Origin of the sequence: Ilumatobacter sp. (assembly GCF_030065885.1) — a bacterium.
In the GTDB taxonomy this organism is placed as follows: Bacteria; Actinomycetota; Acidimicrobiia; order Acidimicrobiales; family Ilumatobacteraceae; genus Ilumatobacter.
In genome coordinates this window covers 87,699-99,307 of the sequence record NZ_JASJCS010000009.1, presented here as the reverse complement: position 1 = coordinate 99,307, position 11,609 = coordinate 87,699, and the positions used below count along the sequence as shown (strand labels likewise).

Sequence of the window (11,609 nt, the reverse complement as noted above, 5' to 3'; positions counted from 1 at the left end):
GTCTCGCCGTGCGCGATGCGGGCGTCATCGCTCGAACGATCGGCCCGCCGTCGCGCCGACAGCCCAGAACCGCGACACTGGTGGCATGGTCGACGACGTCGAGCGGTTCGCCGAGCGCTACGCCGAATCGGGGACGCCCGCGGCGCTCGCCGCAGAGCTCGCCACGCTCGGCACCGACTACCAGGCAAGCGGCTACACGACTCGCGACCAGGCGAACGCGCTCGGGGAGGCCCTGATGCTCGCGCCGGGCCGTCGGTTGCTCGACGTCGGTTCGGGCTGTGGCTGGCCGGGGTTGTATCTCGCCAGTCGTCACGGTTGCTCGGTCGTCAGCGTCGATCCGGTCCTCGACGGCAGCCGTGTCACGCGAGAGCGAGCGGTGGCCGACGGCCTGGCCGAACGGAGCGCGGCGGTCCAGGGCGACGCCGAGTCGATCCCGTTGCGGTCGAGGTCAGTCGACGCGGTCGTGCACGGCGACCTCCTGTGTTGAGTCCGCCGCAAGCTCTCCGTGCTGAGAGCGTGTCGGAGGGTCTTGAAGCCCGGAGGTCGTCTGGCGTTCCTGGTCATCGAGCCCCGACCGGGTCTGACGCATGCCGAGCGTCGGCGAGCGCACCGGACGGGCCCGCCGGCGGTGGCGGTGCCGACGAGCTACGTCAGCCTGCTCCGGTCGGCCGGCTTCGGCGAGATCGAGGCCGTCGACGTGACCGCCGAGTACCGGGCCACGCAGGCTCGCTGGATCGACGCGATGGCCGACCACGAGGCGGATCTCCGGCAATCGATGGGTGACGAGCCCTACGACGAACGTGCGGGGAGGCGGCGGGAGACGCTGGACGCGATCGACGCCGGCCTGCTGGCGCGGTTCTGCTACACCGCCACCCGCTGAGGGTGTGTGATCGACGGGCAACCGGCGAACAGGTGCCGTGACGCAGCCCGATCAGCGCTCGAGCCGGGTGAGTCGCTCGCTGAGCGACCACAGGCGGCGAGCGGCGTCGGGATCGACAGCCGCGGCAATCGGTTCGTCGGGTGACGAGTCCGACCAGTACAGCGCCCGGCCGACCACGTCGTCGTCGGCGGTCGCGAGGAACACCGACGTCGAAGCGCCCTGCGACGGCTTGCGGAGCACCGGCTTCAGCACGGTCATCAGCAGGCCCATCCATCGGGCCCCCTCGTCCCCCTTGCCGAACGAGGTGGCGACGACACCGGGGTGGAGGGCCTTGGCGATGACGCCGGTGTCGTCGAGCCGCCGCTCGAGCTCGACCGTGAACAGGATGTTGGCCAGCTTCGACCTCGCATACGCCTTCGATGCCGAGTAGCCGCCTGCGCCACTCGCAACAGTGTCGATGTCGAGCCCGTCCGCCGCGCTGCGGTGGGCACCGGAGCTGACGTTGACGATGCGGGCGGGTGCGCTCGAGATCATCGACTCGAGCAGCAGGTTCGTCAAGAGGAACGGACCGAGATGGTTCACCCCGAAGGTCCATTCGAAGCCGTCGGGCGTGAACCGGCGACCGCCGCTCATGACGCCCGCGTTGTTGACCAGGACGTCGAGCCGATCGTGGTCACCGAGGTACTGCTCGGCGAAGCGACGGATCGAGCCGAGATCGGAGAGGTCGACGAGACCCATAGCGACCTCGGCCCCTGCGGCTCGCCGGATGTCGGCGGCTGCGGTCTCGCCACGGGTGCGGTCGCGGGCGGTGATCATGACCCGGGCGCCACGCCTCGCGAGCTCTTCCGCGGTCGCCTTCCCGATCCCGGAGTTGCCACCGGTCACGATCACGTGCTTGCCGGCGATGTCCCAGCCCACGGCCGGAGCTTACGGCGACGTGTGCCGAGGCGGCGCGCAGCCGCCACGCGTTCAGCTCGGTGGAGCAGGCGCCTCCGGGCCGCGCTGCGTCAGCTGCTTGGCGAGCCTGCGCATGCCGGCGCGGAAGCCGGCCGCACCGATCTTGCCGAGCACCGGTGCCACGAACTGAGGGGTGTACGGCACGGTCACGTCCTCGAACCAGTGCAACACGGCGCGGTCGCCGTCTGCGGGCTCGACCGTGAAGCCGGCCCGACCCGTCAGGACCGGTCCGAGCTTCTCGACCTCGCAGTCTCCCGTCGACGACGAGTCGGTCCAGTCGCACCGGACGACTCGCATCCGGTCCGGCAACGCGAGCCGCCCAACGCCCGTGTAGGCGGTGAAGGTCGCCCCCACGGCGGTGGGGTCACCCGGATCGACCTCCATCCGCGTCAGCGGCACCCACGCGGCATGGCCCTCCCAGTCGACGAGCTCGTCCCACACGATGCGTGCGGACGACGTGAACTCGTGACGGACCTCGAAGCGAACCTTCGCCATCACGTCATGCTACGGCGCCGTCCGGTCGTGTCGGCCATGTGCCGCCGGGCCCACCCGGCTACTCGCCGGTGCTGCCGTCGATCGCTTCGCGGATGAGGTCGGCGTGGCCGTTGTGGCGGGCGTACTCCTCGATCATGTGCACGAGGATCCAGCGCAGGCTCGGCGCGTCGCCGTCGGGCCAGGTGCGCTTGGCCGCCTGGTCGAGGCCACCGCTCGCGAGTGCCTCGTCGACCAGCGCCCGGGAGCTGGCGACCGCCTCCCGCCACAGACCGGTCAGCTCCTCCGGCGAGTCGTCGGCCGCCGACTCGAAGTCCCAGTCGGGGTGAGCGTCCCAGTCGATCGCGTTCCAGGGTGGCTGTCGATCGCGGCCGTGCAGCCATCGCGAGAACCAGCTGCTCTCGACGAGCGCCATGTGCTTGAGCAGCCCGCCCAGCGTCATCGACGAGGCGGCGACGCTGGTGTTCAGACCCTCGGCGTCGAGACCCTCGCACTTCCAGGCCAGGGTCGCACGCTGGTAGTCGAGGAAGCCCAGCAACGTCCCGGTCTCGTCGCCGTCGATCGGAGGCTCCGGACGGCCGTGTTCGTCGAGGTCGGTGTCCACACCGGCGACGATATTCGACCGCTCGGGCCGCGGCCGGCGAGCACTGCCGGCGAACTGGCGATGCCGATCCTCAGGTTGGCCTCAGGGTCGGTTGCATACGGTGCGCAGCATGGACACCCTCCTCGCGGCGCCGGATCCACCCGTCGACCATCGGCGCCGGTGGCGCTATCCGAGCACCGGAGGGCGAGACCGGCGGCTCGACCTGCTGCGCGGCTACGCGCTGGCGGCGATGGCCATCAACCACTTCGGGCTGTCGCAGAGCTTCCTTCACGAGGCCAGCGGCCGGTCCGAGTTCCTGATCTCCGCCGCCGAGGCGTTCCTGTTCATCTCGGGCTTCACGCTCGGGTTCATCAGCATCGGCCGCACGCCGGACGAGGCGACGTCGCGGCTGAGCTCACGGACGTGGACCGTCTATCTCGCGACGATCGGCATCTCGCTTGCGTTCGGCGTGATCGCCCTCACCACCAGCTACGAGCTGTGGGGCGAGCTGGAGGCCGGTGCGTTCACGGGCGCGTGGCATTGGATCGGGCAGGTCGTCACGATGCAGACCGCCTTCAACGGTGCGGACATCTTGATCGCCTACGTGCTCTACCTCGGTGCGGCGGTGGGCGCGCTGAGGCTCATGATGACGGGCCGGTCGTGGATCGTCGTCGCCGCGGTCGGCGGCCTCTACGCGCTGGCCCAACTCGCCGGCGACGGGGCGATGCGGCTCGGGTTCGCGTCGTTCCGGGCCCTGATCCCGAACGCGCCGCTGTTCTTCGGCGGTCTGCTGCTCGGGTACCACCGGGAACGGGTGGCGACGTGGTGGACGAGCGTTCCGTTCCGTCGTGCGATCGACATCGCCGCGCTCGCACTCGCCGTCGCCCTCGCCTGGCTCCACGCGACCGGCTGGTCGGCGTGGCCCGAGCTCGGACGACGGATCGCCGGCGACGAGCTCGCCGAGCCGCTGGCACTCCGGGAGTTCGCGATGCCGTGGGTGCCGCTCCTCGTCGTCGGGCTGTATCTGCGGGTGCTCTGGATGATCGTCGACGAGCTGTGGGTGCCGCTCCGCCGGACCCTCGGCTGGTTCCTGCTGCCGCTCGGCGAGGCCTCGCTGTTCACCTTCGCGATGCACCTCGTCGCGATCCCGCTCGTGGTCAATCTGGCCTGGTGGCCCGGTGAGGAGATCGGGCGCGTCGCCGCCACGGCATGGGTGATGACCTATCTCGCGATCATCTACCGCGCCGTGCTGCTCAGACGTCGCACGCTCGACTGGCTGCGCGCCGGCGTGCCATGGCGTGAGCTGGTACGTCGCCGAGGTCCGGTCGTCACCGTGGCCGCCCTGCTGATCGCCGTGCCGATCGCGAGCGCCTCACCGGTGGGGGCGGCCGAGTGGGGATCGTTCGTCGACGAGGACGACGAGCTCGACGAGCGGCACGACGACGAGCTCGAGGATGACCTCGACGAAGACCTCGACGACGTCGTCGGCGGTGTGATCGACGCCTACGTCGACGGTGCCATCACCGCTGACGAGGTCATCGAGATGATCCCGGCCGAGGTCGGCCCGGCCGATCGCAGTCGAGTCCGCGTGCTGCTCGTCGACGACCCCTGGGCAGCCGAGACGGAGATCATCCGTCTGCTCCAACGCGACGACGACTGACCCGCGTCGTCGCTCAGCCGCTCACGTGCTGGAACGGACGGACCTCGATCGGCGCCTTGATGCAATCGACGACCTTGCCGGCCCATTCGAGTGCTGCATCGAGGTCGGCCGCATCGATGATGTAGAAGCCGCCGATGTGCTCCTTCGCCTCGGCGAACGGGCCGTCGGTCATCACCATCTCGTCACCTGCCGACCGCACGACGGTGGCCGAGCCCGGGTCGGCCAGCGCCCCGCCGAACAGGAACGCTCCACATTCCTTCATCTCGGCTTCGAGCGCCATCACGCGCGACATCGAGGCCTCCATCTCCTCGGGGGTCATGTCGGGGCGGGCGGCCCCCTCGACCGAGTGGACGGACAACAGGTACTGACTCATCGGTGCTCCTCGATGTGTGCGTGCGGGCGATTCCCACATCCAACATGTCCACGAACGCGTCGGACGACTTCGACAGCGGCTCGGTCACACCAACTCGGCGAGGCGCCGCTCGAGGTGGCGGCGCTCGGTGGCGTTGCTGGCCAGCGCGATCGCTCGGCCCAGCGCCTCCGCGGCCTCGTCGCGGCGCTCGACCCGGCGCAGCGCCTCCGCGCGTGTCGCATGGAAGAGGTGGTACAGCGGCAGGTCGATCCGCTCGAGCGCGGCGAGTGCGGCCGAGGCGTCGTCGTGTTCCATCACCGCGATCGCCCGGTTGAGGCGCACGACGTCGTTGGGCCGGAACACCAGCAGATGGTCGTACAGCGCGACGATCTGCGCCCAGTCGGTCTCGCCGGCGGTGGGGGCGTCGGCGTGGACTGCTGCGATCGCCGCCTGGAGCTGGTACGGGCCGGGCTCGTCGCGGTCGAGGCACGCGCGCACCAGCCGGTGGCCCTCTGCGATCGACGCGCGGTCCCACGACGATCGATCCTGGTCGGGCAGCGGCACGAGGTTGCCGGCGACGTCGACGCGCGCCGGCGCGCGGGCCTCGGTCAGCAGCATCAGCGCCAGCAGTCCGGCGGCCTCAGGCTCGTCCGGCAGGAGCTCGACCAGTGTCTCGGTGATCCGGATCGCCTCACCGGTGAGCGCAGGCCGCATCAGGTCGTCGCCCGCGGTTGCGGCGTGGCCCTCGGTGTAGATCAGGTAGATCGTCGCGAGCACCGGGCCGAGTCGGCGAGGGAGCTCGTCCTCGTCCGGCAGCCGATACGCCATGTGCGTGTCACGGATCTTCCGCTTGGCACGGCTGAGCCGCTGGCCCATGGTCGGTTCGGGCACCAGGAAGGCCCTGGCGATCTCGCTCGTCGTGAGGCCGCCGAGCAGGCGCAGCGTCAGCGCGACCTGTGCCTCGGGACGCAGCGCCGGATGGCAGCACAGGAAGATCAGCCGAAGTTGGTCGTCGGGTACCGCGTCGAAGCTGCCGAGGTCCGGGATGCCCACGCCCGTACCACGGTCGTCGCCATACAGGTCCAGCGCGGCCCGTTCGCGTGTCGTGCGGCTGGCCTCGCGGCGGATGCGATCGATCGCGCGGTTGCGTGCGGTCGTCGTGATCCAGCCGCCCGGGTTGGGCGGCACCCCGTCGGCGGCCCAGCGCTCGGCTGCGATGGCGAACGCATCGGCGACGGCGTCCTCCGCCCGATCGACGTCACCGAGCGCCCGGACGAGCGTCGCCGTGCACCGTCCGACCTCGCGGCGGTAGATGGCGCCGAGCTCGTCAGGGTCGAGGCTCACGGATGCGCGAGCGGCGACGTCACAGATCGAAGCCGAGCGCTGCGATCGGCGTGGCCGGCGACATCTGCGGTGGTTCCGCCATCAGCGGCATGAAGTCCTGCATCGCGGCCTGCATCGCCTCGCTCTGGCCGTGGCTCTTCATCGCCTCCTCGTTGGACATCAGCGCGAAGAACCAGAACGTGTCGTCGGGGCCCCGGTGGTACGAGTAGATCTCGCAGCCCGGCTCACCGGCGGCCGCGTCGACCATCGTGGCGAGCACCGCCGCCATCTCGTCGCCCTTGCCCTCCTGGCACCTGATCGTGCCGATCATCGAAACCTTGCTCATCGTGCTGTCTCCTCCGCGGCGGTGCCGCATGTCGCTGGGTCGGCCGGGTGCCGACATCCCTACCACGAACGAAGCGGTCGATTTCGACAGGCGTCCGAGGTCGGCGTGCGCGACGCCGACCGGGTGGCATGATCGGGACGTGAGTGAGAGCTTCGCCGAACTGCGCGCCGTCGTGCTCGATGCGACCGATGCGCGCGAGCTCGCCGAGTTCTACCGCCGGTTGCTCGGCTACACGTACCGGCCCGGCGACGAGCCACCTGCCGGCGGTGCGCCGGACGCTGAGGGCGAGGAGTGGCTCGTCCTGCTCGACCGTGGTGGCGAGGCGCGACTCGCCGTGCAGCAGGTCGACGAGCTGTCGCCGCCGACCTGGCCCGATCCCGCCGTCCCGCAGCAACTCCACCTCGACCTGACCGTCCCGACCCTTGCCGAGCTCGACGTGCAGCACGAGCGGGCCCTCGGGCTCGGCGCGTCGTTGCTGCAGGATCGCGTCGACGATCCGGTCGAGACGCTGCGCGTCTACGCCGACCCGGCCGGCCACCCGTTCTGCATCATCGTCGAGCCGCCCCGCTCGTAGCGCTGCCGGCGCAGGCGTGGCGGTCACCAACGGTGGCCGCGAGCGAGCTCGAGCTGTCGCTCGGCCACCGGTCGGTAGTGCCTGCAGGCCGACAGCAGGTGATGGCCCTGCTCGACCACGATCAGATCGGCGGTCCCGATCGTGTTCGCCGCCAAGGTCGAATGCTCGACCGGAACGATGGCGTCGCTGTCGCCGTGGGCGATGATCGTCGGGACGGTGACCTCGGTGAAGGGGAGTGGCGGTAGCGCGACCTCGTTGGCCTTGTCGTTGGCCCAACCCGGGCGCCGGTACTTCCCTGGAGCGGTCGAACTCCACAACGCCTGGATCGATCGGAGCCGGCCGGGGTCCGACGTGATCCAGTCGGCGGCCGCCCTGCGTTCCTGCCTGTTCAGTCCGATCGACACGCCCGAGACCATGAACGATGTCGCGAGTGCGGGCTGCTTCATCGCGAACCGGTACGAGAGCCTCACGACCGGGGCGGACTCGTAGGTCGCCCGCCGGACGGGACCGATCGGCGGTTCGAACGGCAACAGGATGCCGGCATCGACGAAGAGCGCCGTGGTGCGATCGCGGTGTCGTGCGGCGAAGTGCACCGCTGATGGGGCTCCGGAGGAGAACCCCAGGATGGCGGCCCGGTCGATCTGGAGCGCGTCGAGCAGCGCCGCGTACAGATCGGCCTGGTGCTCGGGTCCGCGGCCGGAGTCGAGCGGTGTTCTCAGATAGCCCGGGCGCGAGACCGCGAGCAGGCGGCAACCGCCGTCTCGAAGATGGGCGCAGTAGGCGAGCCCTTGGTCGAAACCGCCGGGGCCACCGTGGATCGCGAGCACCGGGGGGCCATCGCCCTCGACGGCCACCTGCACCCGTCCTCGATCGGTCTCGACGACGGTTGCGCGCGCGTCGAGCGACGCCATCAGCGCGCTACTCCACGACACGACGCCACCGATCGTCGAACCCACCACCCGCCGGCTCGACGGATCCGGACTGCCGCGACGATCGAGGGTGCGAGCGTCGGGAGCGTGGGCTCGTCGCCTCACCGCGACCGGTCGACGGATCCGGCACGGTCTCGACCCCGATCTCGATCCCGGTCGCGCTACCCGGCTGGATCGTGGCGCTCACCATGTGCAGTTCGTCATCCGCTCGGTCGGAGCACGGCCTGGGTCTGGGTGACCTTGGCCACCAGTCGTTCACCGACGCGTAGCTCGGTCTCGACGACGATCGTGGTGCCGCCGACGTGGAGTGGGACCGCGGTGGCCCTCACCGCGTGGCCCTCTCTCACGGGGCCGAGGAAGTTGGTCTTCGACTCGATCGTCGACGTACCCGACGCGCCGTCGGGCAGGTTCATGAACGCACACCCGGCACCCGCCGAGTCGGCCAGCGCCATGAGCGCGCCGCCGTGGAGCTGTCCCCCCGTCGTGAGGAGGTGCTCGGACCACTCGAGGTCGACGACGACCCGCTCGGGCGTCGACTCCACACCCGCCATCCCCATCGTCCGCGTCAGTGGCATGCCGGCATGCAACATGGCCGTGATCTCGTCGCTCACGAACCCATCGTTGCAGAGGGCGCACCGGTTCAGCACGACGACGCCGTGGGCCGGGAGCTGGTGGCGTAGCGTGCCGTGCGTGGTCTCGATCGACGGGCAGCGCCTCCTCGACGATCTGCGTGTGCTGCGTGGCTTCGGGGCCACCGGGACGGGCGTCGTCCGGCCGACGTTCTCCGACGCCGACATGGCCGCGCGGCACTGGTTGCGCGAGCAGATGGAGGCAGCCGGCCTCGACGCGACGATCGACGGCGTCGGCAACGTCGTCGGCCGGTCGCCCAACCCAGCGCCAGCGCTGCTGATCGGCTCGCACTCCGACACCCAGCCGACCGGAGGTTGGCTCGACGGCGCAATGGGGGTGATGTACGCGATCGAGATCGCCCGGTCGCTGCGCGACGACCCCGACACGAACGGGATGGCGATCGACACGGTCGCCTGGTCCGACGAAGAGGGCACGTACACGAGCTGTCTCGGCAGCTCGTCGTTCGTCGGCGCCCTCACCGACGCCGATCTGCTCGACGCCAACGCCGAGGGCGAGACCGTCGCGGCCGCGATCGAACGCGTCGGGCTGGCGTCCACGCCACGGTCGCGCCTCGATCCCGGGCGACAGATCGGCTACCTCGAGGCCCACATCGAGCAGGGGCCCCACCTGGAAGATGCCGGCCTGCAGATCGGCGTGGTCACCTCGATCGTCGGGATCCGAGCCGTCCGGATCCGGTTCGTCGGTGAGCAGAACCACGCCGGGACCACCCCGATGGCGCGCCGCCGCGACGCCGGCGCCGCGATGTTCCGGTTCGGCGCCGAGTTGCACGAGCGGATGGCCGCGGTCGCCGGGCCGACGTCGGTCTGGACGGTCGGCGACGCACACCTCGTGCCGGGCGCACCCAGCATCGTGCCGGGGGCCGCCGAGATGGTCCTGCAGTATCGCGACCCCGACGAAGCCACTCTCGACGCGATGCGCGCTGCCGTGTCGGAGCTCGTGGCAGAGACGAACGATGCCGGGCCGGTCGACGTCGACGCGACCGCCGGGCGGTCACCGATCGCGCCGACGCAGATGGACCCCGAACTGCGACGCCATCTCGCCGAGGCCGCCGAGCGCACGGTGCCCGGTTCCTGGACCGAGATGCCGAGCGCGGCAGGTCACGACCCGATGGTGCTGTCCGGCCACCTTCCGTGCGGCATGTTGTTCGTCCCGAGCATCGGTGGCATCAGCCACGACTTCGCCGAGAACAGCGCCGACGACGACATCGTGACGGGTTGCCAGGTGCTGGCGGACGCGACGGCTGCGATCCTGTCGGCCGCACAGCGAGCGTGATCGCCCGCCGGCGCGCTCGCCGTCACGAATCGGCGAGCGCGAACTGCAGCTCGGTGACCCACCCGTCGGGATCGTCCTCCGGGCACTCGAGATAGACCTCGCGGCTGAAGCCGACCGGCCGTTCACCGGCGCGGTCCATCCACTGCTCGAGCAGCGCGTAGCTGTCCATGATCGTCGCCATCGCCCCGCGGTGCACGAGCGTCGCAGCGCGGTCGACAGCGGCCAGCTCGCGGACCGACACGGTCTCGGAGTCGAGCACGGCCTCCGCGTCGACGACGACGCCGGCCAGCACGTCGATCCGGCCGTCGTCGCGCTGTTCATACAGCGCGTACGTCGGGCCGGCGGGTGAGACGCCCAGCCGGCCGAGCTCTGCGAACAGCACCGGGTAGAGGCGGCCGAAGATCGGCGCGAACTCGGCATCGAAACCCTCCACGGGTTCCCGGACGGTGGCGAGGCGCACGTCGTCGATCGGCTTGACGACGATCGCGGTGTCGAGGTCGTTCATGGCGGTTGCTCCTGTCAAGAGTTCGATACGGGCTGCCACGCGGGCCAACCGCCGACGTTCGTCGTCGGCGGCGCGCTCGGCCTCCGCCTGCCGGAGGCGAAGCATGCCGACCAGCTGCTCGCGGCTCACACCCGCCTCGACCATCCGGGTGATCTCGGCAAGTGTGAAGCCGAGGTCCTTGAGGACGAGGATGCGGTTGAGCTCGGCGAGCTGGGCAGCGGCGTACGAGCGGTAGCCGGTCGCCGCGTCGACCGCAGCCGGGCGGAGCAGGCCGACGTCGTCGTAGTGACGCAGCGTCCTGACCGACACCTTGGCGATCTGGGCGAACTGACCGATCCCGAACATGGCACCACCATTGATGACGGTTGACGTCGCGTCAGAGTCAAGCCCTCGTGGTCGCTGGCGGGTCCGGATGCGGGGCCTGCTCGGACCTCAGGCGTCGACGGTGGCGAGCCTCGGGTGGCTGGCGTCGCTGGTCGAGCCGGCCGGGTCGGCTTCCCGGAGCACCAACGCCTGGTCGATGCCGAACATCAGGTGGGTCTGCTGTTCCTTCTCGGGGAAGTGGTGGTTGACGTCCTCGATCGGCACGATGACCGCGTGGTCGAGGTGGTGGGCCTCGCCCTCGTGGACCAGCGTGGCCGAGCCCTGCGCCATCACGTTCTTGAGCCAGTCCGCATGGTGGCCGTACGGCAGCGCGATCACGAAGCCGTCGTCGGTGTGGACCGCGACCACCGGCGTCTCGTACTCGCGGCCGGAGTTGCGTCCGACGTGGCGGATGATCGACGCCCAGGCGCCCGGCTTGCCGGCGGTCTCCATCTGGCGCGGGTTCCAGACCTCGCGGTTCATGCGGCGGACGGCGTTGAGCACGGGTGGGAACTTGGTGCGCATCCCGACGACGAAGACGACGGCGACCGCGAGCGCAGCGCCGACGAGCACGCCGACCAGGCGCAGGATTGCCTTGAACATGAGGTACCTCCGGGGTCTCTGCTGCTTCCCAGCGTCGGCCGTCAGCCGCCGTCCCGCCAGAGTCGGACGACCCTGACGGCGGAGCACACGGCGCGCTCCGGCCAGGAGCACGATGGTCA

15 protein-coding genes are annotated in these 11,609 nt (G+C 70.4%); 5 read left to right on the top strand and 10 right to left on the bottom strand.

What is annotated here, in order from left to right; genetic code table 11:
• Window positions 1-487 (top strand): class I SAM-dependent methyltransferase (locus tag QNJ12_RS04150; protein ID WP_300619192.1); only part of this gene is annotated, 487 nt, incomplete at its 5' end.
• A 42-nt stretch (window positions 488-529) separates the two neighbouring features.
• Entirely contained in the window at window positions 530-880 is a 351-nt protein-coding gene (locus QNJ12_RS04145; protein WP_300619189.1) for a hypothetical protein, read from the top strand.
• A 51-nt stretch (window positions 881-931) separates the two neighbouring features.
• Here QNJ12_RS04145 and QNJ12_RS04140 read toward each other — a convergent pair whose 3' ends face one another.
• From QNJ12_RS04140 to QNJ12_RS04130, 3 genes are read right to left on the bottom strand one after another with little or no spacing between them, the layout of a single operon-like run.
• On the bottom strand, window positions 932-1,798 hold the full coding sequence (locus tag QNJ12_RS04140) for an SDR family oxidoreductase (protein WP_300619186.1): 867 nt from the start codon (window positions 1,796-1,798) through the stop codon (window positions 932-934).
• A gap of 51 nt (window positions 1,799-1,849) precedes the next feature.
• A complete protein-coding gene (locus QNJ12_RS04135) occupies window positions 1,850-2,332 on the bottom strand; it encodes an SRPBCC family protein (protein WP_300619183.1) in 483 nt (160 codons plus the stop codon).
• A 58-nt stretch (window positions 2,333-2,390) separates the two neighbouring features.
• The gene (locus QNJ12_RS04130) at window positions 2,391-2,933 is read right to left on the bottom strand and encodes a DinB family protein (RefSeq protein WP_300619180.1); all 543 of its coding nucleotides are present in this window, start codon (window positions 2,931-2,933) and stop codon (window positions 2,391-2,393) included.
• Window positions 2,934-3,042: 109 nt separating this feature from the next.
• Here QNJ12_RS04130 and opgC point away from each other — a divergent pair, with 109 nt between their 5' ends.
• Window positions 3,043-4,572 (top strand): OpgC domain-containing protein, encoded by a 1,530-nt coding sequence (gene opgC, locus QNJ12_RS04125; RefSeq protein ID WP_300619178.1) that lies wholly within the window; start codon window positions 3,043-3,045, stop codon window positions 4,570-4,572.
• Window positions 4,573-4,585: 13 nt separating this feature from the next.
• Here the strand turns inward: opgC and QNJ12_RS04120 are convergent, their stop codons facing one another.
• The 3 genes from QNJ12_RS04120 to QNJ12_RS04110 form a co-directional block, all read right to left on the bottom strand.
• Window positions 4,586-4,945, bottom strand: a complete 360-nt coding sequence (locus QNJ12_RS04120; RefSeq protein ID WP_300619175.1) for a YciI family protein — start codon at window positions 4,943-4,945, stop codon at window positions 4,586-4,588.
• An 84-nt stretch (window positions 4,946-5,029) separates the two neighbouring features.
• A complete protein-coding gene (locus QNJ12_RS04115; RefSeq protein WP_300619172.1) occupies window positions 5,030-6,268 on the bottom strand; it encodes a sigma-70 family RNA polymerase sigma factor in 1,239 nt (412 codons plus the stop codon).
• Between the two features lie 19 nt (window positions 6,269-6,287).
• On the bottom strand, window positions 6,288-6,593 hold the full coding sequence (locus QNJ12_RS04110) for a putative quinol monooxygenase (protein WP_300619168.1): 306 nt from the start codon (window positions 6,591-6,593) through the stop codon (window positions 6,288-6,290).
• Between the two features lie 139 nt (window positions 6,594-6,732).
• Between QNJ12_RS04110 and QNJ12_RS04105 the strand changes: the two genes are divergently transcribed.
• Window positions 6,733-7,167, top strand: coding sequence for a VOC family protein (locus QNJ12_RS04105; protein ID WP_300619165.1), 435 nt, complete (start codon window positions 6,733-6,735; stop codon window positions 7,165-7,167).
• A 23-nt stretch (window positions 7,168-7,190) separates the two neighbouring features.
• On the opposite strand, the gene QNJ12_RS04100 is transcribed toward QNJ12_RS04105, so the two are convergent.
• Together QNJ12_RS04100 and QNJ12_RS04095 are read right to left on the bottom strand one after the other, a co-directional pair.
• A complete protein-coding gene (locus tag QNJ12_RS04100; protein ID WP_300619163.1) occupies window positions 7,191-8,099 on the bottom strand; it encodes an alpha/beta hydrolase in 909 nt (302 codons plus the stop codon).
• Between the two features lie 197 nt (window positions 8,100-8,296).
• The gene (locus tag QNJ12_RS04095) at window positions 8,297-8,653 is read right to left on the bottom strand and encodes a PaaI family thioesterase (protein ID WP_367281749.1); all 357 of its coding nucleotides are present in this window, start codon (window positions 8,651-8,653) and stop codon (window positions 8,297-8,299) included.
• A 133-nt stretch (window positions 8,654-8,786) separates the two neighbouring features.
• On the opposite strand from QNJ12_RS04095, the gene QNJ12_RS04090 reads away from it, so the two are divergent.
• Window positions 8,787-10,019, top strand: a complete 1,233-nt coding sequence (locus QNJ12_RS04090) for a hydantoinase/carbamoylase family amidase (RefSeq protein WP_300619158.1) — start codon at window positions 8,787-8,789, stop codon at window positions 10,017-10,019.
• 22 nt (window positions 10,020-10,041) lie between these two features.
• On the opposite strand, the gene QNJ12_RS04085 is transcribed toward QNJ12_RS04090, so the two are convergent.
• Window positions 10,042-10,869, bottom strand: coding sequence for a MerR family transcriptional regulator (locus QNJ12_RS04085; RefSeq protein WP_300619155.1), 828 nt, complete (start codon window positions 10,867-10,869; stop codon window positions 10,042-10,044).
• Window positions 10,870-10,956: 87 nt separating this feature from the next.
• Window positions 10,957-11,490: a nitroreductase/quinone reductase family protein gene (locus QNJ12_RS04080; RefSeq protein ID WP_300619153.1), complete on the bottom strand. Its 534-nt coding sequence runs from the start codon at window positions 11,488-11,490 to the stop codon at window positions 10,957-10,959.
• Between the last annotated feature and the right edge of the window lie 119 nt (window positions 11,491-11,609).

Excerpts from the sequence above, each read along its gene's own strand:
- QNJ12_RS04135 (WP_300619183.1), bottom strand. The coding sequence starts at position 2,332 with ATGGCGAAGGTTCGCTTCGAGGTCCGTCACGAGTTCACGTCGTCCGCA.
- opgC (WP_300619178.1), top strand. The coding sequence starts at position 3,043 with ATGGACACCCTCCTCGCGGCGCCGGATCCACCCGTCGACCATCGGCGC.
- QNJ12_RS04120 (WP_300619175.1), bottom strand. The coding sequence starts at position 4,945 with ATGAGTCAGTACCTGTTGTCCGTCCACTCGGTCGAGGGGGCCGCCCGC.
- QNJ12_RS04110 (WP_300619168.1), bottom strand. The coding sequence starts at position 6,593 with ATGAGCAAGGTTTCGATGATCGGCACGATCAGGTGCCAGGAGGGCAAG.
- QNJ12_RS04095 (WP_367281749.1), bottom strand. The coding sequence starts at position 8,653 with ATGGGGATGGCGGGTGTGGAGTCGACGCCCGAGCGGGTCGTCGTCGAC.
- QNJ12_RS04085 (WP_300619155.1), bottom strand. The coding sequence starts at position 10,869 with ATGTTCGGGATCGGTCAGTTCGCCCAGATCGCCAAGGTGTCGGTCAGG.
- QNJ12_RS04080 (WP_300619153.1), bottom strand. The coding sequence starts at position 11,490 with ATGTTCAAGGCAATCCTGCGCCTGGTCGGCGTGCTCGTCGGCGCTGCG.